Genomic DNA, 25,312 nt, shown 5'->3' on the forward strand with positions numbered 1-25,312 from the left:
CTTCAATGCAAGATATAGGCTTCAGTTAATCCTTCAATAAGCGTCTCAACAACCTCTGGACGACTAAATTCCTTTGGAGGATGTTCCCCATTTTTTAACATTTCCCTTACTTTTGTACCTGATAAAATGACGTGATATTTCGATTCATGTGGGCATGTTTTCTCCGATGCCATGTTTTCACATTTTTTACAGTAAAAGCTATGTTCAAAAAATAGTGGTTGGATGCCTAGTTCTTCTTCTGTAAAATGACTGAAAATTTTTTGTGCGTCATATGTTCCGTAATAATTTCCAACCCCAGCATGATCTCTCCCAACGATAAAATGAGTACAGCCAAAGTTTTTTCTAACAATCGCATGGAATATAGCTTCTCGAGGTCCAGCATAACGCATGGCAGCCGGGAAAACGGACAAAAACACACGGTTTTTTGGGTAGTAGTTTTCAAGTAAAATTTGATAGCTTTTCATTCTGATTTCACTTGGAATATCATCTGATTTTGTTTCTCCAACAAGTGGATTTAAGAAAAGTCCATCTACGATCTCTAATGCCGATTTTTGAATATACTCATGTGCTCGATGGACAGGGTTCCTTGTTTGGAAGCCAACTATCGATTTCCATCCGAATTCCGTAAATTTCTTTCTTGTTTCAATTGGATCTAAATAATAGGAAGGAAACATAGTTTTTTCAGGTTTTCTAATAAGGGTGATTGGACCAGAAATATAGAATTCCGGTCTTTCGAAAAGCTTGTTTACACCGGGATGATTGGAATCAGTCGTTTGGTACACCAATTTCGCTTCAACATATTTGTCTGGTTTATATTTTTCTTTTACTTCCATTACTCCATAAACGGTGTCGTTATGAACAAGATTGATCGTTTCCCCTTCGTTGATTTCCCAATCGTCTACTGCTAACGTAATAGGGATGGACCATGGAATCCCGTTTTCAAGTCTCATATTGTGGACAACGGAATGATAGTCGGCTTCTCCCATAAACCCTTTTAGAGGACTATACGCACCATTTGCAATCAATTCCAAATCACTCAGTTCCAGATTATCAAGTTCTACATAGTTAAGAGAAAGGTCTACAATAGCTGAGAGATTCATTCGGTTAATCAAATTTCCCCCATGTGGCTTAATGCTCAATTGTTTTACCTCCTTTTATGACGGATGAAGTCCGCATTCGAGTTTCGTAGTGCCTGCCCATCGCCCGGAACGAAGGTCAACATGATTAAGAACGGCAGAAGTACACGGCCAACAGCCAATACTTGGATATCCTTGATCATGAAGAGGATTGTACGGCAGATTATTTAATTGGATATACGATAAAATATCGTCCCAAGTCCAATGGATGAGTGGACAAATTTTGATATTCGAAAACTTATGATCTTTATTAATAAATTGGGTATTGCTTCTTGTCGGGGATTGCTCGCGCCTTAAACCGGAAATCCACGCTTTTACATCTTTTAAAGCTTCTTGCAGGGGCAGCACCTTTCTAATATTGCAGCACTGATTAGGATTATGGGACCATAATTCCTCGCCAAACATCGCTGTTTGCTCCTCTACAGTAATTTTAGGTTTAACCATTTCGATATTTAGAGAGGGAAAACGGTTTTTCACTGTTTCAATCAATTCATACGTTTCGGGAAAATGAAGTCCTGTATCAAGAAAGATAATGGTTGCATGAGGATTTACTTTACTTATTAAATCAATTAATACGACACCTTCCGCACCGAAGCTGCATGCATACACAATTTCATCTCCATATTCCTGAAAAGCCCATTTTATGATATCCATATAATCTGGATATTCTTGCAAAATATGATTAATTTTTTCTTCATTCCAATTATGGTAGCTTAAGATGTCCGACATATCTTCACCCCATTTCGATTTAAGTGAGTATGGTAGATGCTTGCTCTTCCATAAAAAACGTTTCGCATCGTAGCCCACGACGTTGTGTCTCCAAAACTAAAACATCACTTAGTTTTACATTGCCTACATTCACATTGGGGCCAATTTCATTAATGAAGAACATTTGCTGTTTTGGCGTCGGAGCTTCAAAAATGATTTTTCTATAATCGAGATCTTCAAGTAGACTTGAGATTAAGTTTGCTTTAATATTGCCATTTCGATCATAAATTCCAGCGGTTCCAGAATCTCTTCCTTCCGTAATGACGTAATCACATCCTGCATTTAATAACAGCTCAATTTCGTTCTTCCATTCCGATACACCCATTTGGTGATTGATATCTTTTGAGCCAACTTCTGCAATTACATGAAAATCTTTCACAAATTGTGAGATGAGATTCAAGCGTTCCTGAATTGGAATGTTTAGCGTTCCTGCTGAAACCTCAATCCATTCAATTCCAAGTTGCTTTAAATAATTTACGTATTCAGAAATTTTATTTTGAAAATAACATTTTTCAAAAAATGTACCTCCACAATAAGGCTTTACATGATATTCCTTATATAACTCGATTTTTTCCTTAAGGTTCGGAGTTACATAAGCAGTGCCAATACCAAATTTAACCACATCTATATATTGACTGTAGTCCATTAACGTATTTTTTAATTCTTTGTAAGGCGTACCTAAATCAATAATTGACGTTAAACCATACGTTCTTGGTTTTGCTGTTCGATCAGGTAATTGCAAAAAGTTCATAGGGAAAATGCCTCCTCTATTTTTCTAGGTTAGCCTATTCGAAAAATGGGCGAATGTGTAAAGAATGGGCTTTTACCACGGAAAATAGGCGTTTGCCCTGTATAAAAAGGGAGGTCCATTCAAACAATAAAAAGACATTTGCAGCAGGGGAGGAACAGCTTTGCCAAAGAAAAAACCAAAAGGCGGGACCATTCTTGCTATTAGTTCGATCCCGCTCATCCTTGTTCTAGGAAACTCTATGCTTATTCCAATAATGCCGAAAATGAAATCGGTATTGGATGTATCGCAATTTAAAATAAGCTTAATCATTACCGTATTTTCAATCGCTGCCGCGGTTTCGATTCCTGTTTTAGGATATTTATCCGACCGTTTTTCGAGAAAAGCGATTATCATCCCTGCACTTATTTTGTATGGCGTTGGAGGAATATTAGCAGGAGTGGCAGCAGCTTGGTTTTCAAACGCCTATACGTGGATTCTTGCCGGGCGCATTTTGCAAGGAGTAGGAGCAGCTGGGACTGCTCCCATAGCGATGGCTTTAACCGGAGATTTATTTAAAGGGGGAGAGCAAAGTAAAGTATTAGGATTAGTGGAAGCATCAAACGGAGTTGGAAAAGTGATTAGCCCAATTATTGGTTCTTTATTAGCCCTTATTATTTGGTATGCAGCATTTTTTGCCTTTCCTATTTTCTGCCTTATCGCCATCTTATTAACGATGTTTTTTGTAAAAGAAAAGAAAAAGGATCAAGAACCTCCACCGTTTGGGGACTATGTAAAAGGTCTCGTTTCCGTCTTTAAAACAGAGGGCCGTTGGTTGTTAGTGGCGTATTTGACAGGAGCCACTTGTTTATTTGCTTTATTTGGTATTTTATTTTACATTTCCGATATCCTAGAGAAGGATCATCAAATTGATGGGGTGCTAAAAGGTGGCGTTTTAGCTATTCCATTATTGTTCATGACGACAACCTCATATATTACCGGAGCTAAGATTGGAAAAAATATGAGGTTGATGAAAGGTTTAATTGTTTTAGGGTTATTGCTCATGACGGTGTCGTTTTCAACACTCGTGTTCTTCAAAAACTTGATTCCATTTTTTTTAGTTCTCGTTATAAGTAGTATTGGAACCGGCCTTGTCCTTCCTTGTATTAACAGCTTTATTACAGGATCAGTGCCTTCCGATAGAAGAGGATTCGTTACATCTTTATATGGTTCTGTCCGTTTTTTAGGTGTTGCGATCGGCCCCCCTGTTTACACGACTTTGATGGATTGGTCGCGTACAGGAATGTTTTTATCCACCGCTGGTTTAACCTTGTTTGTTGCATTTCTATGTTTAGTCCTCATTCGTGTTGGGAAGAAAGAGCCCACGGAAGAAAACGATACCCTATTTGAAAAATTGGAGTTTACGTAAAGGAGTGCCATTACATGGAAATTTATTTTTCACCAGAGATCATGACTCAACATTATCAACTCTTAAATGTTGTGGATTCAAGAAATAAAGCTGTTGGGAATGTGGCGATCTTATTTGATGAAAAAAAGCTGTATGTATACGGGATATTGGAAGAGGAAGGAGTCGGAGCGGATTTTAAAGATTTGGTCACACCTTACGTAAAAGGATTAGCAAAAGCGTATCCCGATGTGGACATTTTTTCTTGTTTATATGTAGGTTGTAAGAAGATTGAATTGAAAGTCGATGAAAAGGAAGAGAAATAGTTCGAAAAAAAATGATGAATGTTTTATCATCTAGCATCATAAAGGAATAGCCCTCAAGGGTGAAACAAAAGTAGCCACTGATGTGACTAAATATAAAGAATCAATAGATTTAAAAACAGCCAGTTTTACGCAAATAGTGTAAACGGCTGTTTTTATTTGAAATTTTTGAACTTTTATAAAAACTGATTCAGAAAGTAACTCATTTTGTTCTATAATTATTATGAACGATTCCAAATATATTTAAAAAAGAGTCCATGTAAGGGGAGTTTGGCAAAAGGCTTGCCAAGATAATGAATAAGAAATATATATTTTTATCACTTGGATTATTTTTGATTGTGTTATCAAGCTCTGGTTTTCTGTGGATGGAATCTATTCGTGATGATAAAAATCCTCCAATTAAAGACGGCCAATTAGATTGGAACTGAGAGAATGGTAAGGTCCTTTTACTGGATGGAGAATGGGAGTTTTACCCATCACAATGGTTGGAAAAAATATAGATGAATATAAACCTAAAAACTTACCTTACTTTACAACTTTTATGGCTGATGAAAATGGAGTGATTGATATTGTCATTCAAGGAAAAAACAACAACCTATATCAAAAAATCAAGGATAAGCCCGCCGAATGGGCTAATTCTATTTAATTCTTCTGGAACATTGCCAAGAATTGGGTCATAAATTGGGATAAAAGTCTAGTCAAATGAAAAAGGTTTGAGGTGTGCCTAATGAGTATTGGCATTATTTTAATGGGACTCTTAGTTGGTTTTTTGGTTGGATTAACGGGAGTTGGAGGGGCCGCATTATTGACCCCGGTATTAGTATTAATGGGAATCAGTCCTTCCATCGCGGTTGGAACGGATCTTGCTTATAATTCAATCACAAAATTATTTGGATCTTTTCAGCATTGGCGTCAAAAAACCATCGATTTTCAGTTAGTAAAATACCTTGCAATTGGAAGCGTTCCAAGTGCGATATGTGCAGTAGGTGTGCTTCATTTATATGATTCCTTTTTTCATAATCAAGAAGAAGTGATTAAACATGCACTAGGTTATGCGCTAATTTTGGTTGCATTCACAACTCTTTTTAAAACGTTTAATAAGAAAAAATATGAATCAAGGCTGCAGCAGAAGCCATTGCATGAAAAAAAAGCATTGACCATTACGATAGGAGCTGTTCTAGGTTTCATTGTTGGATTAACCTCAATTGGTTCTGGATCCATGTTTGCCTTAGCAATGATGTATTTCTATCGAATGAAACCATCAGAATTAGTAGGAACCGATATTGCCCATGCATTCCTATTAGTGACAGCGGCAGGTTTGATGCATGCTGGTATTGGAAATGTTGATTACGTACTAATGATTAATCTTTTAGTAGGCTCCATACCGGGCGTCATTTTAGGAAGTACATTTTCATCAAAACTTCCAGCTAAACCACTACGGGCTATCATTGCGGTGATGATTTTAATTAGTGGGTATAAACTTATATAAGCATGTTAGTAGGGATAATTATGTTAAAAAGTTTGGCATTGACGTTACTGCTTTTAATCATTCCTTTAGCTGTTTTGGGAGCAATACAGGTTGGTGTTGAAGGCATTAATGAATATTTCATGAAGAAAGAAAGTTATGTTGTGAAACCCAATGAATATGAAAATAATGCAAAGCCAATCAAAAGTTATGATAACGATTGAGAGGCTTTTTTTTATTGTAAAAAAGCTCAAGTTATTTAATTTGGATTGCGCTCCTTCTATTTAATCTTTTATAAAGAAACGCTATCCAATTCAAAATAAAGGCAGGAATCTTTTTTGGAAAATACTTTTTAGAATATAGACGATAAAAAGTATTTTTTAAATCTAGCCATTGTTTGTCAGTTTCAATTTGTTTGAAGCGAGCAACATCAATCATTTTTATCTTTCCATTATGGATGATGATATTCCGTAGATGGATATCTGAAGGGTTTAAGCCTTCTTTTCGAGCGAGCTGAATAGCGATATCGACTTCATTTATATTGCTTTCTGAAATCGGAATCCCACGAGTAAGACACTCGAATAACGTGTATCCATCAACGAAATCAATGACAAGATAGTGAGGGCCAAAATCATATAATGTTGGGAAATAGCCAATATGTTGAATGCTTTTGTAAACATCTGCTTCCACTTTCGCCAAATATTGATGACTTGGAAAAAATACTTTCAATGCTTGGTTTGTATTTTTTATTTTAAATACATAGGCGCTCCGTCCCACGCCTATTAAAGTTAAAGAAGCATCATATTGAATGAGTTTATAATTTTTTGGATTGATTACTACACTTTTTGCTAACCCACTATACTTATTCATGATTTCCACTCCTTTTAAGAACAAATGCGCAAGCGCCTGCTCAGCGACGTACAGGCCCACAGGATGTGGGTCCGTCGATGTCGCCACAGGACGTGGCGGTTTTAGTCGACGTTCATTTTAGGTTTCTGACGAGATAAAGGAAACACGGTTAGCCTTGGGGAGCCGATGTTGACTTATCGTAGGAAGAAACCGAAAGTTTGCTAGTCGCTAGGCGCTGAAGCTAGACGGGAACAACCTTCTTAAAAGTTAGCCACATAGTTCCAATCTATACTTTCCTATGAAACAAAAAAACACTATAACCATTTTCGGTTACAGTGTCTAATAGTTAATAAAAGACCTTACCGAAAACTGGTAAGGTCTCGCAAACAACGTAAGTTGCCAATAAAGCCGAGGAACAATTTCCTGTATTGACGACTTTATTGCACAGCTACTCCCCTTAAAAAAATCGATATTAATTTGTTTTAATTATAAATCCCAAAATTAGGCGAGTCAAATAGTAAAAAATTGACATAATACTTTAGCATCATTTCCAAAAATTAGATTGACAATACATTTTTCTTCATGTAAGATTCAAGATAATTTCATATTGTAATTCTTATGTAGAGAGGTTGAGGGACTGGCCCAATGACACCTCGGCAACAGGCTTTTTTAAGTACTGTGCCAATTCCAGCAAGCGTAATGCTTGAAAGATAAGAAGAGACAAATGCACGGATTAAAACCTCTTCTTTATCGAAGTGGTTTATTTTTTTGCTCTAAACCAAGTAAATGGATTTGTTTACTTGGTTTAGCGTGTCTCTTAAAGAGGAGGAGATCGGAGAAAAGTTAATACTTTTGAAGTGAATATTTAACTAAAAACTAGGAGGAATAAGAAATGGCTTTAGTTGAAAGCATTGAAAAGAAAATTGGAGGGATTCATGCAATCCCTGAGCTTGCCCCACAATGGAAAAAACTTGATTTAGCAGAGATTTTGTCGCGTAGAGCGGCATTTGTATCCGTTAGCCAAAATAAATCTTTATACGAATCATGGGGAGCACAAGGCCATGAAAATCATCGGAAACGAGGTAATCTGCCTGCAACAATCAAAGTGGTAGAGGCCGCCAGAAATGCAGCAAACTTTGTCTCGTTCAATTGGATTGGCTACAGCGTTTTTCGTGAAGATTATCCGAAAACCATTTTTGATCAAGTCCAATATGAAACATGGGTAGAAAAACTAAATTTTTCAGAGGAGCAAAAGGCAAAAGATAACGAGTTGGTTGACGAGCTTCAAGCTTTAGTAAGACCTGGAGATTTGCAATTTAATGAGCTTGCGCTTCAGACAGCGTTTGTCGGCACACAGTTGCCGTTAGAGCTTGCGCGCAAGCAAGTAGAAGTAATTGTGTTTACGGGAATTCACCTTGATTGGTGCATTGAAGGAAATGCCCGCTCAGCAAGGGATCATGGATATCTCCCAATCATCATTGGTGATGCAACGGGTTGTGCCAAACCTGAGCAAGAAGCAGCTGCAATGGAAAGAATCAATAACTATTTCGCTCCAGTTATTTCAGCAGATACGTTTGTAAAGTTATTAAATCAAGGAACAGAAAGCGCATCTTGACCATGTGTTAAACATGCAGTGACAGGAGGAACGTAAATGCAAAACGTCGGCTTAATGTACTGTGGGGCAGTTCTTTTCATTAATGCATTGATGCTTTTAGGAAAGGTCGATAGTAAAAGTGCAGGGGTATTTAATCTTTTCCTCGGGGCAATTCAAGTAATTACACCTTTTTATGTCATATTTACTGCTGGCTCCGATCCGTGGGTGATTTTTAATGCATCAGGTGTCTTCTTGTTTAGCTTAACGTATCTTTATGTAGGAATTACGAACTTGAAAGAATGGGATAGTTCTGGTGTAGGTTGGTTTTCGCTGTGGGTTGCTATAATGGCAGTAGGCTATGGAATTATGAGTTTTGTCCATTTCCATGATCCAAAGTTTGGCATTATCTGGTTTATGTGGGCATTCCTTTGGAGCTTATTCTTCCTATTACTTGCCTTGAAAAAAGATATTGCTATTCTCACAGGATGGGTAACATTGATTCAAGCTCTGATTACGGCTACCATTCCTGGGTTTCTAATGCTTATCAATGTGTGGGATTCGATTGGGGTAGAATTAATGTGGGGAGTTGCAGTACTTTTTGCAATCGTTGTGGCATCTCTATTCTATAAAACTAGAACTTCACCGAATAAATCAGTAGTACAGGTGACAAAGTATTCGGTATAGAATCAAAACACTCCTTAACACGATATCATGTTAAGGAGTGTTTTTTATATGTAAATGTAATATCAAAACGTATGAATTGGAGAGATATTTATGTTTTATTTCCCAAATATATGAAAAAATTTAAAAGAAGAAAAAACAAGGCACGTGTTGAAAGACTTTTATTTAGCTTTTACAATCAACTTGGTCATATGATCTCTATTTTTGTCGAGTCTTAATTTACGGGACCTTTGACTGGAGTGTTATGGCCTATTTTATTGGAGGATTAGATAAAAAACTATGTGGAAAAACTTATTGTTGTTGAAATGTATATGAAAAAAGTCCTGAATTCGGATTGGAAATATTGTCGGATGATTAAAAAAGTTAAAATAAAATGGTAATTAAGTAGTATTGTTCATTTGGTATAACAAAAATTAAAATGATTATAACAAACTGATATTTTCATAGGTGTTTATTAAAATCATAATACAACTATGAGGTAAATCCGTATTTATTATATCAACTTTCCCCCCTAAACTATTCCGTAGTCTCCACATATATGCTTATGACAATCAAGAGAATTTCAATGCTATTAAATATTGGTGCTTATAAATGAAAAAAACTTGGAATGTGCATATAGAAGATTGAAGTTATTGGATATGTAGTATGAAAAAGTCTTTCATTGTTTATTTTAATGGAAGCGCTTTAATAATTGAACTTTAATTCGAAGTAGCGTTTAATAGGTAGCTCTATAGCCTTGCTAGCTGACTGTTACTCTACAATTCACTGTTCAGGCTAAAGTAATTAATTTTGAGGTATTGTCGGAAGTCCTGATCATTCTCTCTGCTTTGGAACTGCCTACACCTCTTTTTTTGTATAAAGATAATCCGAGCAGAGTTATTTAGGTACGATTTATTGTTCATTGCATGTAAAGCCCATAGGATTAAGGAATTATACTTATTAAATGGGTTTGACAAATACTGTTGATACATGGAGGTGAATTATTACAACTTATTATCTTAATTTGATGCAAGCAGCGTGAAAATCTACTAACTAGAGCAGCTAGAAATCTAGGTGAGAATTATTCATTGGGAAATACCATTTGGGAACATTCTATTATTCAGCAAGGTGTATATCTAACAGTACAATAGTATTTTGATAATGAAGGAATGTTAGTTTTAAAAATAATTGTAGTTTTAATTAGAGGAGAGATTATAAAACATGCTAAAAACTATTTCCAAGGGAGTTTCAATTTTTCTAATGGTTGTCACATTTTATATTGGAGGGATTCCATTGTATTCAAGCATTACTTCGGCTGAGGAGACATCTATTGGGTTTGAAGATCACTTTGATTCATTTGATCCAACATTATGGTTTAGATCCGATGGTTGGGCGAACGGGGCGGACTTTGGTGTTGGCTGGGTAAGAGATCATGTGGAATTTGCAGAGGGGAAAATGATGCTTCGACTAGATGATGCCCCAAATAATAATAATAAGCCATATACCTCAGGGGAGTTCTACACTTTGGAAAAGTATAGCTATGGCCGGATAGAGGGACGAATAAAAGTTGCTAAGGGTGTTGGACTTGTTACTTCTTTATTCACTTATTCTCAAAACGGAGATGAAATTGATATTGAAATCTTAGGAAAAGACACAACCAAGCTAGAAACAAACTTTTTTGTAGGCGGTATTCGAGGAATCAATGCCCATGCTATCATTGATCTTGGTTTTGACGCTTCGGAAGACTACCATAACTATGCAATAGAGTGGTCTGCAAATAATATTAAATGGTTTGTCGATGGAGAATTGGTTCGAACTGTAAATGGTGATGGAATCAAATTACCATCGGAACCATCCCATATCATGGCCAACTTGTGGTCTGGTGCTGGAGCAGCTGCAAGAACGTGGACGGGAGAGTTCGTTTATCCTGGAAGCCCTGTACGTGCTTACTATGATTATATTAAGTTCACACCTGAAAGAGAGGACGATTCTACAACGTTACCTTCCACTCCAAGCCTTACTTACTTAAAAGAACTACTAGACAACTATATGGCAACAGGGGAAGTAAATGGTCCACTCACAAAACAATTAATTAACAGCATTAAGCAAGCCGAGCATCAGTATGAAAAAGGACATAAAGATCAAGCCATCAAGTCAATGGAAGATTTTATTAAACATATTAACAATCAAGGATTGCAAAAACATATTTCTTCAAATGCTAAACTAGTTCTTATAGAAAATGCTGAAGCATTAATTCAATTATGGCTAAATTAAGGTAGAAATACAAAACTCCTAAGTGGCTCAAATTGTTAGATAGGGATAATTTTCACGGTTTAGAAATCCATGTGAGTCTATATCTTTTACGAAATGACAACACGAGCCCTTTTTATTTTTTTGTTTATAAGTATATTATCGAACCTTAATCCATAGGAACTTTACCTATATCATATGTTCCTAGCAATGAAAAAGTCATTGTTCATCGGTTATTATGGAAGTGCTTTTATTTACTGTTTTTAATTATGAGGGGGATGAAGATGAAGGTTGGCAAGAGAATAAAAAGAAAGATTCATTATGCATTATCATTCTTGTTAATATTGTTGCTAGTAGTTTCTAGTTCTACGAATATCACTTTTGCTAAAGACACAAATAAGGAAGATTCGGAAATAAGTAAAGATACTCCTAAAAGACCTTTTCCTCAACATGTAACGTATACAGAGGGAACGATTAAACCAAACCATATAACTCAGGAAGAAATGGATGCAACGGTAGCTAGATTATACGATGAGTGGAAGGAGCGGTATTTAAAGCAAAATCCTTATGACAAGGACCAGTACTATGTATTTTATAATCATAATGGTGAGTCGACAACTGATCCGAGAGAAGCCATTACGGTGTCAGAAGCGCATGGTTATGGTATGTTAATTACTGCCTTAATGGCTGGGCATGATCCGGATGCCAAAAAATATTATGATGGACTTTATCGTTATTTCAGAGCACATCCAAGTGAAATCAATCCACAATTAATGGCTTGGCAGCAGGCAATCATTAACGACGAAATCGTTGATGTTAATGGAGTCGATTCAGCTCTTGACGGAGACATGGATATTGCCTATTCCTTGCTTCTTGCTGATAAACAATGGGGTAATGATGGAGAGATTAATTATTATAAGCAAGGGAAATTAGTAATTGACGCTATTATGGAAAGCGAAGTTCACCAAAAGGATTATTATTTAAAATTGGCTGATTGGGCGTCTGACAATAGTAATACTTATGGGATAGCTACTCGTCCATCAGACTTCATGCTTCAACATTTGCAAGCGTTTAACATGGTATCAGGAGATGAACGTTGGAATAAGGTTATTGATAAAACTTACAGCATTATTAATGATGTGTTTGCGGAATATAGCCCAAATACAGGCTTACTTCCAGATTTCCTCTTAAAAGATTTGGACACTGGAAAGTTTAAACCAGCACATGCATGGTTTTTAGAGTCTAGTAGGGACGGAGACTATTATTGGAATTCTTCTCGTGTTCCTTGGCGTATTACAACCGATTATCTTGTGACAGGTGATGATAGAGCGAAAGCCCAACTATCCAAGTTGAACAGTTGGATACGTCAGACAACTGGAAATAACCCAGCAAATATTAAGCGTGGATATAAATTGGATGGGACTCAGTTAACAAATAGTGCGGGAGATGCAGCATTTTCCGCCCCATTCACCGTCAGCGCTATGATGGATGAGGCCAACCAAAAGTGGTTAAACGATTTGTGGGATTTCAATGTGAATAAAGAAACAGCAAAAGGAGCATATTTCGCGAATAATATCCGTATGCTTAGCATGATTATTGTTTCAGGGAATTGGTGGTCACCTACTGCAGTAAGCTTAGATCATATGAATCATCTTCTAGAAAACTATATTGCAAATGGGGATGTAAATGGCTCACTTACTAACCAATTAACTAACACCCTTAAACAAGCTGAGCATCAGTATGTCAAAGGGCATCAAAAACAAGCCATCAAGTCAATGGAGGATTTTATTAAACACATAAATAATAAAGGTTTGCAAAATCAGATTACCTCAGATGCAAAAAGAGTCCTAATTAACAATGCTGAAGCTCTAATTCAGTTATGGACTGATTGAGGTAGGAACACAAAGAAAACCCTCTGAGAAATGAGGGTTTCTTTGTTTTTAAATATAATCTTCTTTTATGCCATTAAATTCTTGGCTATTATTGTTATTATAGATTCACGACTAGTTCCTCGGCACTGCCACCCAATGTCCTTTTGAAACTTCCACTAGCTCGGAATCTTGTAACCTATATTTATCTTCATCCGTTTGTTCCTTCATTAATACTCTTTTTTTCTGTGATTCTATCTTTGGATCTGGAATAGGAATGGCTGCAAGCAACGATTTCGTGTATTCATGCTGCGGATTGCTGTACAATTCTTCACTTTCTGCGAGTTCTACAATTTTTCCGGCATACATAACGGCGACACGGTCGCTTATATGTTTCACCATTGATAGGTCATGTGCGATGAATAAATAGGTCAATCCAAGCTGTTGCTGTAGGTCTTCCAATAATTTCACGACTTGTGACTGAATCGATACATCAAGAGCTGATAATGGTTCATCACAGACGATAAATTTTGGTTCTACTGCGAGAGCCCTTGCTATCCCAATCCGTTGGCGCTGTCCGCCAGAAAATTCGTGTGGATAGCGATCGGCATGAAATGGCTCAAGTCCTACCATATCAAGCAGCTTTTCTACCTTTTTCCTTCTTTCTGCACTGCTTCCACTTAATTGATGGATATCCAATGCTTGCCCGATAATATCGAGAACTTTAAATCGTGGATTAAGTGAAGAATACGGGTCTTGGAAGATCATTTGCATATGACGACGCATCGTTTTCATTTCACTTTTTGATAGGCGATTGATGGCAATTCCTTGATATAGAACTTCTCCATCAGTCGGTTCATGTAGACGTAAAATGGCCCGGCCAGTCGTTGATTTCCCCGATCCAGATTCTCCAACAAGTCCTAGAGTTTCTCCAGGTTTTATATGAAAGTTAATATTATCAACAGCTTTTAACACATTACCTTTACCCATATCAAAATATTGCTTTAATGATCTGACATCGAGTAAAGGCATACCCTTATCCATAGTTCCTAATATCAAAGGAGCTTTTTTAGGTTTTTTCTTCTCATCCAATCGAGGCAATGCATTTAATAGTCTTATTGTATAAGGATGCTTCGGGCTTTCAAATATTTCTTCTGTTGTACCGGTTTCGACCACTTCTCCGTCTTTCATGACGACTACTCGGTCGCACATTCCAGCAACGACTCCAAGATCATGTGTAATTAAAATAATGGATGTCCCGAACTTTTGCTGAATATCTTTCATAACATTTAAGATTTGTGCTTGAATTGTCACGTCAAGGGCAGTTGTTGGTTCGTCAGCAATGAGTAGAGTTGGACGACAAGCTAGAGCAATAGCGATCATTACCCTTTGACGCATCCCACCAGAAAATTCATGTGGGTATTGGTTATAGCGCGCCTCACTGTTGCGAATTCCTACAAGCTTTAATATTTCAATTGCTTCTTTCTTAGCTTCCTTTTTTGATAGTTTTTGATGTTTAATCAAACTTTCAGAAATCTGTTTTCCAATTCGAATGGTAGGGTTTAAAGAAGTCATTGGGTCTTGGAAAATCATTCCGATATCTCGCCCTCTGATCGCTTCCATTTCTTTTTCCGTCTTGGAACCGAGATTTTCGCCAAGAAAGGTGATCTCGCCTGCTTTCATATAAGAAGGAGGCGAAGGAAGGAGACGCATGATACTTCTAGCGGTAACACTTTTTCCACTTCCCGATTCTCCTACAATGCCAAGTGTTTCGCCTTTTTTTACTTCGAAATTTATGCCACGAACAGCTTCGAATTCGCCGTCCCGAGTATGAAAAGATACACGTAAATCTTTTACTTTTAAAATAGGCTCCAATTTTTCCACCGCCAAAAAAATCTAATTATTGACTTTCGAATAAAGCTAAAATAAACTATACTATACCGGTCGGATTAATGCAATTAGACTTTTATATACTAAAAGTTTGGTAAATTAATATCCTGACTTGGGAAGAAAACAAGTCTCGAAGCATCATTGTAAATGGGGGGAGGGTATCATTATTGAGAGGGGTCATGGAAACGAATCGGAAGATCCAAAAGAGTGATAGTGGACAAGCTTTACTAAGCCGTACGTATATGAAGATGCAACTGCGCCCTTCTTATAAATATTTGCTTTGGATACTTGGTTTACCCGTTCATGTTTTTGTGTTCTTCTACTATTTATATAAACGAAAAAATGATTCCTATTTTGTCATATTAGCAGAAACAAAGAAATCATTGCTCGGCTCTGGATATAAGGAAGAACTAAAGCGAGATTTTCTAAATCAGCTACTGCGGAAAAAAGAATTTTTCAACGAAAAAATAAATCAAAACGAAATTGAACAGAAAGCGGAGAAATGGGCAGAAGAGAAATTTCAGAAGACATTACTTGAAAAAACGAATGAGAACCTTGAAAAACAAGGGGAGAAAAGATTGACGTTTGAAGCCGTATTTCAAACTCTTATCTCGAACCCGCTTTTTTTAATGTTATCGTTTATTCCTGGTTTACCAATGTATATACTTATTTTTTTATATAGTAATGCCTTTCTTAAATATATTTTTGAACGCTTGGTTATGAGTATATTCGTTATTCTTGGAGTAGCCATACTCGTATTTACGATTTTATACTTATCTCCATTTGATCCTGCAGCAAATATTATTGGTGAATCCGCAACGAAGGAACAAATTGCTAATTTTAACCATTTGTATGGTCTGGATCAATCTTATTTTGTTCAATTATGGGATACCATTAAAGGAATAGCCACCTTTGATCTTGGTAAATCCTTTACTGGAAATGAACATGTAGCAACGAGTATCGCGAATAAGTTTCCAATAACGTTTAAACTGACGATTTTTTCATTGATTATGGCGATTGTGATCGCGATTCCAATTGGTATCATATCAGCGACAAAGCCAAATTCCTTTTTTGATTATTCGTTTATGTTTATTGCACTTATTGGATTATCGATACCGAGTTTTTGGCAAGGACTTATATTTATCTTAAATTTTTCAATAAAATTGCAATGGCTGCCAGCAACATACAATCCACAAAATTGGCTATCGATTATCATGCCTGTCGTTGTACTTGGAACGGGTCTGACAGCTTCAGTTGCGAGGATGACACGCTCATCCATGCTTGAGGTAATTAATGAAGATTACATCATTACCGCAAAGTCGAAAGGTCTAAACCAACGTCATGTCTTATGGAAGCACGCTATTGGCAATGCAATGATTCCCATCATTACAGTCATCGGTCTTCTTTTTGGTGGGATGCTTGGTGGGGCTGCGGTTACGGAGAAGGTATTCAATATAAGCGGGATTGGGAGCTACATCGTTGATAAACAGTTTATTCCTGATATTCCAAGTATTATGGGCGGAGTAGTTTATATTGCGATAACGATTTCGTTGGTGAATGTCTTTATTGACATTTTATATGCTTTTTTCGACCCACGCATCCGTTCGAAAATGAAACAATATTGAAGCAGGTGTAGCGATGGCAAATATCGTGAAAGAAATAAATAGTTTTCAAAAAAAACATGCATTAAAACTATCAGCAGAATATACACAAACGAATTTTACATGGATTTCTTCTTTGGTTATCACGGTTATTCTTTTTATTAATAGTTTTAATTTTACAGCAAAAACGATTAAACCAATTATGTTCAGCGTTTTTCTCGTGTATCTTCTATTTACCTTATTCCAAATTCTGATTACGCTCCTTATCAAAAAGAATTTGGAAAAAGAGGGCTATATAAAGAAATCAACGAGAAGATTAGGATATATTCAGCTGTTGAGTATATTGACAGGAAATTTGTTTGTCAGTGCTTTTGCATTCAACCTCATTAAAGAAAAGAAAGCACCGGAATATACTTTTGCTTATTACATGTTGGTTAACCAGATTTTCATCATTGCTCTATCGGCTCTTAATCTGTTTAAACCTTATGTAACGGATTCATTTCCACTGGCGATGCTTATATTGCTAGTATCGAGTGTATTTTATTTAGTCGTACTTATATTAGTAGCAAAGCAAGGTGAAAAGACTCCGAAATGGATGACTTATATTGCTATTTTACTAGTGGTGACATCCATAACGGGGAATTTATTTGCGCTATTGCTTGGTGTTAATTTGCTGTTCAAAATACGTAACAGCGATAAACCAAGTATCGGCAAGTGGAATGTGATTTGGGAGAAAATTACTCGAAATACGACTGCGATGTTAGGAATGTTTTTTATTGTTTTCGTATTTTCGGTATCCGTGTGTAGCCTTTTCACGTTTGATTACGATATGGCAACTGAAAATAACTATGAGGTCCTATTGCAAACTCCAAGTCTTGCTTATCCACTTGGAACTGATAATTTTGGAAGGGACTTATTTTCGCGAATCGTATTTGGGGCAAGAATTTCGCTCATGGTTGGGTTTATTTCTACAATTATCCCAGCCGTTGTCGGTGGAATATTAGGAGCGATCGCAGGTTATTACAGCCCGCGGACAGATAATGTCATTATGCGTTTGCTTGATGTGTTATATGCGATTCCAGGAATTCTACTCGCCATTGCGATTATCGCAGCATTTGGTGCTAATACGATGAATTTGATTTTGGCACTAAGTGTCGGGTCGATTCCTACTTACGCCAGAACGATGCGGGCGAATGTATTGATGGTCTCTAATTTCGAATATGTCGATTCAGCCAGAGCATTGGGCTCCAGCGATTTTTCGATTATTTTTAAGCAAATTGTGCCTAACTCACTTGCACCTATGATTGTAAAAGCTACCCTTACGATCGGCTCTGCCGTCATTGCTACAAGTAGCTTAAGTTTTCTCGGTCTTGGAGTAGAGCCACACATCCCTGAATGGGGAAACATTTTAAAAGTTGGAAGTACGTATCTTGAGTCTCATTCTTATCTCGCTATATTCCCAGGACTAGCGATCATCATGCTCGTATTGTCGTTTAACTTTTTGGGTGATGCGTTAAGGGATGCTTTAGATCCAAAACTCGATTAAAATTTAGGAGGAAATTGAAAATGAAAAAAGGCATTTTGCCATTATTATTGGCGTTTATCCTCGTATTGGCTGGATGTGTCAATACGAAATCAAAAGTTGGAAATGAATCAAAATCCAACGAAGGTAATAAATCTGCAAATACATCAAAACCAACAATTGAAATTCTTGGAATGAGCACAAGTGAAGACGATATGAACATCGTTCGCGATCAACTTATTAAAAATGGTTTTGATGTAAAATTAAATATCCAACCAGACTATGGTAGTTTTACAACGCAAAAAGATGCAGGAAACTACGACTTAGCGGTATCTAGTTGGACAACTGTAACAGGAAATCCGGATTATGCAGTTCGCTCACTTTTCAAAAGTGGTGGAGATTATAGCATTATGTCAGATGAAGAAGTAGATACATTAATTGATCAAGCAGCTGCAGAAACACCAGATCAATTCGCTGATACGTATAAGAAATTTGAAGATCGTCTTGTTTTTGATAAAGCATATATTGTACCACTCTATAATTCTTTTAAAGCACAAGGTGTCAATAAAGACATTGTAAATGCAGATACTGTAAGACTAGCAAAATCTCGTGCTGTTGCATGGGAAACAATTGATTTTACCGATAAATCAAAGAGAGAAACAGACCCCTTAATCGTTCAACAAGCAATGGGAACATTGACATCCCTTGATCCAATTAAAGGGAATGACGGTTCTATCAATACACTTAATACAAATATGTATGTTCGTCTTGTGAATTTAACAGATGATGATGTCGTAACTTCTGATGGTTCACTTTCACTAAATCACAGCATTGCGGATGGAAACTCAGATTATTATTTCCTATTAAGAGATGATATTCATTTTGCGAAAATCACTGACAAAAAAGCAGTTGATTCTGGTGAGCGTGTTGGTGCGGATGATGTCGTATTCTCACTAAACCGTGCAAAAGACAAAAACTCTGTACCAGATCACCGCACATACAGCTTGCATGAACATATTAAAGACGCTGAAGTAGTAACAGATTTAAGTGAACTTGATTCAGTGAAGCAATCTGGCGGTAATGGAACAATTAGAGAAGCTCTTGAAAATGGCTTGGATGCAAAAATTAAAGAACTTGTTGCAGATAAAAACGATGCGAATAATAAAGATGGGAAATACCAAGTTGTGAAAGTAACGACTACTGAGCCATTCCCACAAGTCTTGAACTATATGGCACACCAATCTGCAGGTATTGTATCGAAAAAACAAGTAGAAAGCATTAATACGTATGATGTCGCTTCATTTGACCCAGCAAAGGATATTCCTTACGGAGATCAAAATACGGTGACTGAAGGCGATCAATACAATAACCATCTATTTGCAAGTGGTCCATATATTTTATCTTATAAAAATGATTATGAAGCTGTTTTCTACAAAAACCCTGCTTATATGAAGGGTACAGATTTCGAACCAAGAATTTCTCAAGTAACCGTTCGATTCATTGAAAATCCTGATAGTGCCCTTTCAGCTCTTCGTAATGGTGAAATTTATTTATTCAACGGTGTTCCAGAAACTAAATATGATTTAGTTGAAGGCGACAGCAAGCTTCACCTGCAAAAAAATAAGAGTAATGCAGTAGCTTACTTACTCTTTAACACAGCCAACCGTGAAGTGGCAAAAAGCGAAGATTTAAGAAAAGCGATTCTTTACTCAATTAATCAAGAAGAGTTTATCAACTTCTATCAAGGCAATAAAATGAAGGCTTCTTCGACTGTTAGCCCACTCGTCCAAACAGGAAACGAACTCGTAGCGGATTCTGCGAAAGCGAAAGAATTTTTAACAAAGTATCAAGAAAGTAAAAAGTAACATGTCTTATCTACTCCAATATATGAATTGGAGTAGATTTTTTATTTTGAGAACTCTTGTAATCAAGAGCTTTTATGTTGATAATAAATAGTAGGAAATGAAATAAGGGGAAATGAAACGGATGAACATTGCAGAGTTCTTTCAAAAAAAAGGCGTTAAACGATTCATCATTTTTGGATTAATCGTTTTAATCTTATATTTGATGAGGAGTATGATCAATTTAATTTTACTCACATTTATCTTTGCGTTTTTAATGGATCGGCTAGTGGAGTTTACGGCAAAGCGAATTCCCATTAATCGAAAAATACTGGCGGTAATGCTATATACGTTAATTGTTGGATTGTTAACGTGGGGACTTGTGAAATATTTACCAATTATTACGATGGAAATTAGTCAATTGGTGAAGAGGATCACCGCATTTTATGCAGAGCCGCATGATAATGTAGTGATCAATTATATTGAATCGATTATTGCAAGTAAACAAATCACCGCTTATTTGGAAAATGGACTTTCGTTCTTGTTGAAATATTTTAGTGATATTAGTAAAACAAGTGTTCAAGTCTTGATTGCGTTACTTTTAAGTTTATTTTTCTTACTGGAAAAACCACGTTTAAAAGAATTTACATCCAAATTTAAAGATAGTAAAATTGCTCCGTTTTATTATGAAATAGAGTTTTTTGCACAAAAGTTCACGCGTACGTTCGGTAAAGTCATTGAAGCTCAATTTATTATTGCGATTGTAAATTGTACATTAACAGTTATTTCTTTAGTCATTTTGGGCTTTCCACAAATATTTGGATTAGCGATCTTGATTTTCTTTTTAGGTCTTATCCCGGTTGCTGGTGTAATAATATCGTTAGTTCCACTTTGCCTGATTGCCTATACAATTGGCGGGTTTATAAAAGTGATTTACGTCGTTGTGGCCATCATGATTATTCATGGTGTGGAAGCATATATTTTAAATCCAAAATTAATGTCCTCTAAGACAGATTTACCTGTATTTTATACATTTATCGTCTTGATTTTCTCTCAAAACTTCTTTGGGGTTTGGGGACTTATTATCGGAATTCCAATATTTGTTTTCTTACTGGATGTGCTTGGTGTGACAAATAAAGAAATTCAAGTGGAGACTAGAAAGTGAAAATAGTAAAAATAATATTACAGATTGGGCTTTTGTATCTTATCTTTTTAATCGGAAGTTGGATTCAAAAATCTTTGAACCTTTTCATTCCGGGCAGTATTATTGGCATGTTTCTATTATTTGTTATGCTCATGACAGGTATTTTTAAGCAGGGTTGGATCGAAAAAGGATCTATCCTGCTCATTAAATACCTGCCTTTACTTTTTCTTCCTGTAACTGTAGGAATTATTAGTTTCCCAGAATTATTGAATATAAAAGGGATTCAATTGATATTCGTTATTTTGATTAGTACCGCTCTAGTGATGATTAGTACAGGGATGTTAAGTCAGAGATTGCTTCGTAAAAGGCGGTATGAAAATGAATGATAGTTTAATAGGATTGTTTGCAATTATTGTTACGATCCTTGTTTTTTTCGCTTCGAGAAAGCTAAATCAAAAATTTCCTCATCCTTTCACTTTACCCGTTTTGACATCAACCATCATCCTTGTTATTGGATTATTGATATTTAATATCCCGTACGAAACGTACTTCATCGGTGGAAAATGGATTGAAGCATTTCTTGGACCAGCCGTTGTGGCACTAGCTTACCCACTTTATCAGTACAGAAAAATTCTTACCGAGTATACATTTCCTATAATATTTGGAACTTTATGTGGATCTATTTTGGGAGTTACGAGTGGCTTACTGTTGGGGAAATGGATAGGGTTGGATCATCTCCTGTTACTTTCACTTCTACCTAAATCGGTTACTTCCCCAATCGCCATGGACATCGCCTCATCAATAGGAGGTTCTCCAACCTTAGCCGCTGTTCTTGTAATGGTCGCAGGAATAGGCGGTGCTGTCATGGGTCATACATTATTTCGATTGGTGCGGATTGACCACCATCTTGCTAAAGGTCTTGGAATGGGAAGTGCTTCACACGCAATCGGAACAGCTAGATCGATGGAAAATGATTTGAGGGAAGGTGCTGCCGGTACGGTAGCAATGGTTCTGAGCGCTATTTTTACATCAGTCATTACGCCGATTCTTGTCGCGTTGTTTTTGTAAAAAAGTAGTTTGATGAGCGATTTGGTAGAGAGTGAATGATGATGGTGCTGGTAGAGTTAATTAGCCCTCGTCTGTTAAAAATATGAATTGAGGGGCGTCAATTTCAAAATGCTCTATTATAGTCCCGATTCAGTGGCAATCGAGACAGAAGTAAGATAAAAGCAGGATATCTGTCTCGATTCAGTGGCAATCGAGACAGAAGTAAGATAAAAGCAGGATATCTGTCCCGATTCAGTGGCAATCGAGACAGAAGAAAGATAAAAGCAGGATATCTGTCTCGATTCAGTGGCAATCGAGACAGAAGTAAGATAAAAGCAGGATATCTGTCTCGATTCAGTGGCAATCGAGACAGAAGTAAGATAAAAGCAGGATATCTGTCCCGATTCAGTGGCAATCGAGACAGAAGTAAGATAAAAGCAGGATATCTGTCCCGATTCGAAGGCAATCGAGACAGAAGTAAGATAAAAGTTGGATATCTGTCTCGATTCGGGGGCAATTGAGACAGAAAAAAGATGAACGCTGGATTCCAGTCTCGATTCCAGCTCAATCGAGACTGAAATTTTCTTATAGGTGCTCTAAGTCGTTCAAAAATCGAAGCTAAGATCTTCATCCATCTATTTTTCAAAGGAGGGGAAACAATGGTTCATCATTCTAATGCAGATAATGCAGGAGGTGGGAAGCGAGGTCTTCGGGCTATTCCTACAAAAGATCTGTTGGAAGCAATCCGCGATGCTTTCAATCTACCTATCTCTAATGATGTTATCGACTTAGGAGGATCTTCAAATTTAAATTTACTTGTAACCGCTAACAATGATAAATATGTTATTCGTGTTTATCGACCTTACGTCAGCAAGGAAAGGCTTCAAGATATTCAATATGTTCGGCGAAAATTAAGAGAAGGTGGAGTGCCGACTTCTGATGTTGTCCTAACTAAAGATGGGCAATCTTATATAGTTTATGATCAGCGTCTTGTGGAAGTTGAAGCTTATATTGAAAGTGATGGAGTAATGGATACATGGGACCGTGTGGAAAAAGGCCTTCCTTTACTTGGAAAAATTCATACGATTTTAAGGAATGTCCAAGTCAGTAAACAAGGCAAACATCCCCTCTTTGCGAATTACATTAAACCCGAAGATGTTCTTGCTAACACGCGTAAAGGAATTCATCGTATTAAGGGATGGGAAAACTTAACAGATGGAGAGAAGCAACTGGCAGATGCAGCTGAGGAACTATCAGAACTTGTCTCAGCCAAAGAAACTCCTATCGTTTCAACTCTTCCACGTCAGCTTGTTCACGGAGATTTCTGGGATAATAATGTGTTTTTTCGAGATGATCGAGTAGTTCTTGTTGCTGATTTTGATTTTATGGGAGAGAGAGCACGTATCGACGATCTCGCGTTGACCCTTTATTTCTTGATCTTTCAATACGAAGAGGAACGCTTAGCGCCTCTGAGCCATTCGATTAACGCTTATGATAGTAGTTTAGGTGAACTATTAACAGCGAACGAACGTAATGCCCTTCCATTAGCACTGGCAAGGCAGCCGCTTTGGTCAATCGGAGGGTGGATCGCATTGCTCGATGGCGAGGAAACAGCCCGAAATCACGCTAATGGCATGCTTTCTCAAGTTCAATGGGCGCTAAAAATTGTTAAAGAGCTGGAAAGATGGCAGGAAGTATTTAGATCACCTATGTGTTAAAATAAAGCCAATTCATTTACTGGAGGAATCGTATAAATGGGTTGGCTTTATGTATTTTTTGCTACAATTGTAGAAGTTTTTTGGGTGGTTGGCCTTAGATATTCCACTACATTTTTGGAATGGCTCGGCACCATTATTATGATTGTGTTTAGTTTCTTTTTTATCATTAAAGCTTGTGAAAAGTTACCTTCGGGAACGGTCTATGCTGTATTTACCGGATCAGGTGCAGCTTTAATTGTTCTCGTTGATATTATTTTCTTTCATGCAGACTTTTCCGTTTATCAGTTTTTATTTATCGGATTAATAATTATTGGAGTCATTGGGATTAAAATGACAACAGAGGATCAAACGTCAAAAGAAGCGGGTGAGAATTAAAATGGCATGGATATATCTTTTTATAGCGAGCTGCGGTGAAATTTTTGGGGTTATGAGCATTAATCTTTTTCTTCAAAAAAAATCAATTAGTAGACTTATTCTTATCATTTCTACATTTGGACTTGGATTTGTTTTTCTTTCTCTTGCAATGAGAGACATCCCATTAGGAACCGCCTATGCCGTTTGGACGGGATTAGGAGCGGCGGGTGCTGTCATTATGGGAATATTATTTTTCAAAGAATCAGCAGGTTGGAAACGTATTGCTTTTCTTTTATGTATCATCTCAGGCGCTGTAGGCTTAAAACTGCTTGGTTAATTTTTTTTTTATAAAAATGAAACCTTTAATGAATATGTAAAGTATATACACTAAATAAAAATTTTCGAGGAGGGCATTAAAATGGGAATCTTATCTAGGTTTAGAGATATTATGGCTAGTAATATTAATGCGTTATTAGACAAGGCTGAAAATCCGGAGAAAATGATTGATCAATACATGCGAAACCTCAATAGTGACTTAGGAAAAGTGAAAGCAGAAACAGCTTCGGTGATGGCAGAAGAACAAAGAGCAAAAAGAGCTCTAGATGAGTGTAAATCCGATATTGAAAAAATGCAAAACTATGCTATAAAAGCAGTTGAAGCTGGAAATGACGATGATGCAAGAAAATTCTTGGAGCGGAAATCAGTTTTTGTTTCCAAAGAAGCAGAACTAACAGAAGCATATAATTTAGCTGCCAATAACGCAGTCAGAATGAGACAAATGCATGATAAGCTTATAGCAGATATTGGTGAGTTAGAATCCCGCAGATCGATGCTTAAAGGAAAGATGGCAGTTGCTAAAACACAAGAAAGAATTAATAAAATCGGTTCTTCCGTAGCTGGTGCAGGTCATTCCATTTCAGCGTTTGAGAGAATGGAAGAAAAGGTGAATAAAGCTCTCGATGAGGCTACAGCGATGGCAGAATTAAACAGTGCTCCAAAAGATGACATAAAGGATTTAGCCGCTAAATATGATAATGATACAGCAGGCGTTGAAGATGAATTGGAAGCACTAAAAGCAACATTGAAAAACAAAGAATAACATAAGAAGTCTTTAACGAAAGCTGTAGCTTAGGCTACAGCTTTCATAGAT

Annotated in this window: 25 protein-coding genes and 1 riboswitch; of the genes, 20 read left to right on the top strand and 5 right to left on the bottom strand. The window is 36.8% G+C overall.

Annotated features, from left to right (window positions below):
* Positions 1-2 precede the first annotated feature (2 nt).
* Genes sat through KHA93_RS22665 form a run of 3 tightly spaced genes read right to left on the bottom strand, consistent with a single transcriptional unit; the run spans position 3 to position 2,655 of the window.
* Positions 3-1,139 carry a sulfate adenylyltransferase gene (sat, locus tag KHA93_RS22655; protein ID WP_213113189.1) on the bottom strand — a complete coding sequence of 379 codons (1,137 nt, stop codon included), beginning with the start codon at positions 1,137-1,139 and terminating at the stop codon, positions 3-5.
* Between the two features lie 15 nt (positions 1,140-1,154).
* Positions 1,155-1,856 (bottom strand): phosphoadenylyl-sulfate reductase, encoded by a 702-nt coding sequence (locus tag KHA93_RS22660; protein ID WP_349772371.1) that lies wholly within the window; start codon positions 1,854-1,856, stop codon positions 1,155-1,157.
* A gap of 28 nt (positions 1,857-1,884) precedes the next feature.
* Complete coding sequence (locus tag KHA93_RS22665; protein ID WP_213113191.1) at positions 1,885-2,655, bottom strand: phosphosulfolactate synthase; 771 nt, start codon at positions 2,653-2,655, stop codon at positions 1,885-1,887.
* A 160-nt stretch (positions 2,656-2,815) separates the two neighbouring features.
* Between KHA93_RS22665 and KHA93_RS22670 the strand changes: the two genes are divergently transcribed.
* From KHA93_RS22670 to KHA93_RS22690, 6 genes are all read left to right on the top strand, one after another.
* A complete protein-coding gene (locus KHA93_RS22670; RefSeq protein ID WP_213113192.1) occupies positions 2,816-4,060 on the top strand; it encodes an MFS transporter in 1,245 nt (414 codons plus the stop codon).
* Between the two features lie 14 nt (positions 4,061-4,074).
* Positions 4,075-4,362 (top strand): hypothetical protein, encoded by a 288-nt coding sequence (locus tag KHA93_RS22675; protein ID WP_213113193.1) that lies wholly within the window; start codon positions 4,075-4,077, stop codon positions 4,360-4,362.
* 290 nt (positions 4,363-4,652) lie between these two features.
* Positions 4,653-4,787, top strand: coding sequence for a hypothetical protein (locus KHA93_RS23640; protein WP_267917782.1), 135 nt, complete (start codon positions 4,653-4,655; stop codon positions 4,785-4,787).
* A gap of 32 nt (positions 4,788-4,819) precedes the next feature.
* Positions 4,820-5,005 (top strand): hypothetical protein, encoded by a 186-nt coding sequence (locus KHA93_RS22680; protein WP_213113194.1) that lies wholly within the window; start codon positions 4,820-4,822, stop codon positions 5,003-5,005.
* An 81-nt stretch (positions 5,006-5,086) separates the two neighbouring features.
* On the top strand, positions 5,087-5,848 hold the full coding sequence (locus tag KHA93_RS22685) for a sulfite exporter TauE/SafE family protein (RefSeq protein WP_213113195.1): 762 nt from the start codon (positions 5,087-5,089) through the stop codon (positions 5,846-5,848).
* Positions 5,849-5,868: 20 nt separating this feature from the next.
* Positions 5,869-6,048: a hypothetical protein gene (locus KHA93_RS22690; protein ID WP_213113196.1), complete on the top strand. Its 180-nt coding sequence runs from the start codon at positions 5,869-5,871 to the stop codon at positions 6,046-6,048.
* A 31-nt stretch (positions 6,049-6,079) separates the two neighbouring features.
* On the opposite strand, the gene KHA93_RS22695 is transcribed toward KHA93_RS22690, so the two are convergent.
* On the bottom strand, positions 6,080-6,694 hold the full coding sequence (locus tag KHA93_RS22695; protein WP_213113197.1) for a protein kinase family protein: 615 nt from the start codon (positions 6,692-6,694) through the stop codon (positions 6,080-6,082).
* A gap of 592 nt (positions 6,695-7,286) precedes the next feature.
* Positions 7,287-7,390, top strand: a riboswitch (SAM riboswitch).
* A 175-nt stretch (positions 7,391-7,565) separates the two neighbouring features.
* Between KHA93_RS22695 and KHA93_RS22700 the strand changes: the two genes are divergently transcribed.
* The 4 genes from KHA93_RS22700 (at position 7,566) to KHA93_RS22715 (ending at position 13,069) form a co-directional block, all read left to right on the top strand.
* Positions 7,566-8,288 carry a cysteine hydrolase family protein gene (locus KHA93_RS22700; protein ID WP_213113198.1) on the top strand — a complete coding sequence of 241 codons (723 nt, stop codon included), beginning with the start codon at positions 7,566-7,568 and terminating at the stop codon, positions 8,286-8,288.
* Positions 8,289-8,324: 36 nt separating this feature from the next.
* Entirely contained in the window at positions 8,325-8,951 is a 627-nt protein-coding gene (locus tag KHA93_RS22705; RefSeq protein WP_213113199.1) for an AmiS/UreI family transporter, read from the top strand.
* Between the two features lie 1,197 nt (positions 8,952-10,148).
* Complete coding sequence (locus tag KHA93_RS22710; protein ID WP_233711632.1) at positions 10,149-11,201, top strand: family 16 glycosylhydrolase; 1,053 nt, start codon at positions 10,149-10,151, stop codon at positions 11,199-11,201.
* A gap of 260 nt (positions 11,202-11,461) precedes the next feature.
* Positions 11,462-13,069 (top strand): family 8 glycosyl hydrolase, encoded by a 1,608-nt coding sequence (locus KHA93_RS22715; RefSeq protein ID WP_233711633.1) that lies wholly within the window; start codon positions 11,462-11,464, stop codon positions 13,067-13,069.
* A gap of 111 nt (positions 13,070-13,180) precedes the next feature.
* Here the strand turns inward: KHA93_RS22715 and KHA93_RS23675 are convergent, their stop codons facing one another.
* A complete protein-coding gene (locus KHA93_RS23675) occupies positions 13,181-14,920 on the bottom strand; it encodes an ABC transporter ATP-binding protein (protein ID WP_213113244.1) in 1,740 nt (579 codons plus the stop codon).
* Between the two features lie 194 nt (positions 14,921-15,114).
* Here KHA93_RS23675 and KHA93_RS22725 point away from each other — a divergent pair, with 194 nt between their 5' ends.
* From KHA93_RS22725 to KHA93_RS22770, 10 genes are all read left to right on the top strand, one after another.
* Positions 15,115-16,560, top strand: coding sequence for an ABC transporter permease (locus KHA93_RS22725; protein WP_213113201.1), 1,446 nt, complete (start codon positions 15,115-15,117; stop codon positions 16,558-16,560).
* 13 nt (positions 16,561-16,573) lie between these two features.
* Positions 16,574-18,082, top strand: coding sequence for an ABC transporter permease (locus KHA93_RS22730; RefSeq protein ID WP_213113202.1), 1,509 nt, complete (start codon positions 16,574-16,576; stop codon positions 18,080-18,082).
* A 20-nt stretch (positions 18,083-18,102) separates the two neighbouring features.
* Positions 18,103-19,923, top strand: a complete 1,821-nt coding sequence (locus tag KHA93_RS22735; protein WP_213113203.1) for an ABC transporter substrate-binding protein — start codon at positions 18,103-18,105, stop codon at positions 19,921-19,923.
* Between the two features lie 121 nt (positions 19,924-20,044).
* Complete coding sequence (locus KHA93_RS22740) at positions 20,045-21,064, top strand: AI-2E family transporter (protein WP_233711634.1); 1,020 nt, start codon at positions 20,045-20,047, stop codon at positions 21,062-21,064.
* Positions 21,061-21,429: a CidA/LrgA family protein gene (locus KHA93_RS22745; protein ID WP_349772370.1), complete on the top strand. Its 369-nt coding sequence runs from the start codon at positions 21,061-21,063 to the stop codon at positions 21,427-21,429. Before KHA93_RS22740 ends, KHA93_RS22745 begins: the two co-directional genes overlap by 4 nt.
* A complete protein-coding gene (locus KHA93_RS22750) occupies positions 21,422-22,111 on the top strand; it encodes an LrgB family protein (RefSeq protein WP_213113205.1) in 690 nt (229 codons plus the stop codon). Before KHA93_RS22745 ends, KHA93_RS22750 begins: the two co-directional genes overlap by 8 nt.
* Before the next feature lie 638 nt (positions 22,112-22,749).
* A complete protein-coding gene (locus KHA93_RS22755; RefSeq protein WP_213113206.1) occupies positions 22,750-23,808 on the top strand; it encodes a phosphotransferase enzyme family protein in 1,059 nt (352 codons plus the stop codon).
* Between the two features lie 36 nt (positions 23,809-23,844).
* Positions 23,845-24,183 carry a DMT family transporter gene (locus KHA93_RS22760; RefSeq protein WP_213113207.1) on the top strand — a complete coding sequence of 113 codons (339 nt, stop codon included), beginning with the start codon at positions 23,845-23,847 and terminating at the stop codon, positions 24,181-24,183.
* A gap of 1 nt (position 24,184) precedes the next feature.
* Positions 24,185-24,499, top strand: a complete 315-nt coding sequence (locus tag KHA93_RS22765; RefSeq protein ID WP_213113208.1) for a DMT family transporter — start codon at positions 24,185-24,187, stop codon at positions 24,497-24,499.
* An 81-nt stretch (positions 24,500-24,580) separates the two neighbouring features.
* A complete protein-coding gene (locus KHA93_RS22770; protein WP_213113209.1) occupies positions 24,581-25,261 on the top strand; it encodes a PspA/IM30 family protein in 681 nt (226 codons plus the stop codon).
* The last annotated feature ends 51 nt before the right edge of the window (positions 25,262-25,312 follow it).

The sequence above is a fragment of the Lederbergia citrisecunda genome (genome assembly GCF_018343695.1).
GTDB lineage: Bacteria > Bacillota > Bacilli > Bacillales > Bacillaceae_C > Lederbergia > Lederbergia citrisecunda.

Coding starts and splice junctions, on each gene's coding strand:
- KHA93_RS22665 (WP_213113191.1), bottom strand. CDS start 2,655: ATGAACTTTTTGCAATTACCTGATCGAACAGCAAAACCAAGAACGTAT.
- KHA93_RS22675 (WP_213113193.1), top strand. CDS start 4,075: ATGGAAATTTATTTTTCACCAGAGATCATGACTCAACATTATCAACTC.
- KHA93_RS23640 (WP_267917782.1), top strand. CDS start 4,653: ATGAATAAGAAATATATATTTTTATCACTTGGATTATTTTTGATTGTG.
- KHA93_RS22680 (WP_213113194.1), top strand. CDS start 4,820: ATGGGAGTTTTACCCATCACAATGGTTGGAAAAAATATAGATGAATAT.
- KHA93_RS22685 (WP_213113195.1), top strand. CDS start 5,087: ATGAGTATTGGCATTATTTTAATGGGACTCTTAGTTGGTTTTTTGGTT.
- KHA93_RS22690 (WP_213113196.1), top strand. CDS start 5,869: ATGTTAAAAAGTTTGGCATTGACGTTACTGCTTTTAATCATTCCTTTA.
- KHA93_RS22695 (WP_213113197.1), bottom strand. CDS start 6,694: ATGAATAAGTATAGTGGGTTAGCAAAAAGTGTAGTAATCAATCCAAAA.
- KHA93_RS22700 (WP_213113198.1), top strand. CDS start 7,566: ATGGCTTTAGTTGAAAGCATTGAAAAGAAAATTGGAGGGATTCATGCA.
- KHA93_RS22705 (WP_213113199.1), top strand. CDS start 8,325: ATGCAAAACGTCGGCTTAATGTACTGTGGGGCAGTTCTTTTCATTAAT.
- KHA93_RS22710 (WP_233711632.1), top strand. CDS start 10,149: ATGCTAAAAACTATTTCCAAGGGAGTTTCAATTTTTCTAATGGTTGTC.
- KHA93_RS22715 (WP_233711633.1), top strand. CDS start 11,462: ATGAAGGTTGGCAAGAGAATAAAAAGAAAGATTCATTATGCATTATCA.
- KHA93_RS22725 (WP_213113201.1), top strand. CDS start 15,115: ATGGAAACGAATCGGAAGATCCAAAAGAGTGATAGTGGACAAGCTTTA.
- KHA93_RS22730 (WP_213113202.1), top strand. CDS start 16,574: ATGGCAAATATCGTGAAAGAAATAAATAGTTTTCAAAAAAAACATGCA.
- KHA93_RS22735 (WP_213113203.1), top strand. CDS start 18,103: ATGAAAAAAGGCATTTTGCCATTATTATTGGCGTTTATCCTCGTATTG.
- KHA93_RS22740 (WP_233711634.1), top strand. CDS start 20,045: ATGAACATTGCAGAGTTCTTTCAAAAAAAAGGCGTTAAACGATTCATC.
- KHA93_RS22750 (WP_213113205.1), top strand. CDS start 21,422: ATGAATGATAGTTTAATAGGATTGTTTGCAATTATTGTTACGATCCTT.
- KHA93_RS22755 (WP_213113206.1), top strand. CDS start 22,750: ATGGTTCATCATTCTAATGCAGATAATGCAGGAGGTGGGAAGCGAGGT.
- KHA93_RS22760 (WP_213113207.1), top strand. CDS start 23,845: ATGGGTTGGCTTTATGTATTTTTTGCTACAATTGTAGAAGTTTTTTGG.
- KHA93_RS22765 (WP_213113208.1), top strand. CDS start 24,185: ATGGCATGGATATATCTTTTTATAGCGAGCTGCGGTGAAATTTTTGGG.
- KHA93_RS22770 (WP_213113209.1), top strand. CDS start 24,581: ATGGGAATCTTATCTAGGTTTAGAGATATTATGGCTAGTAATATTAAT.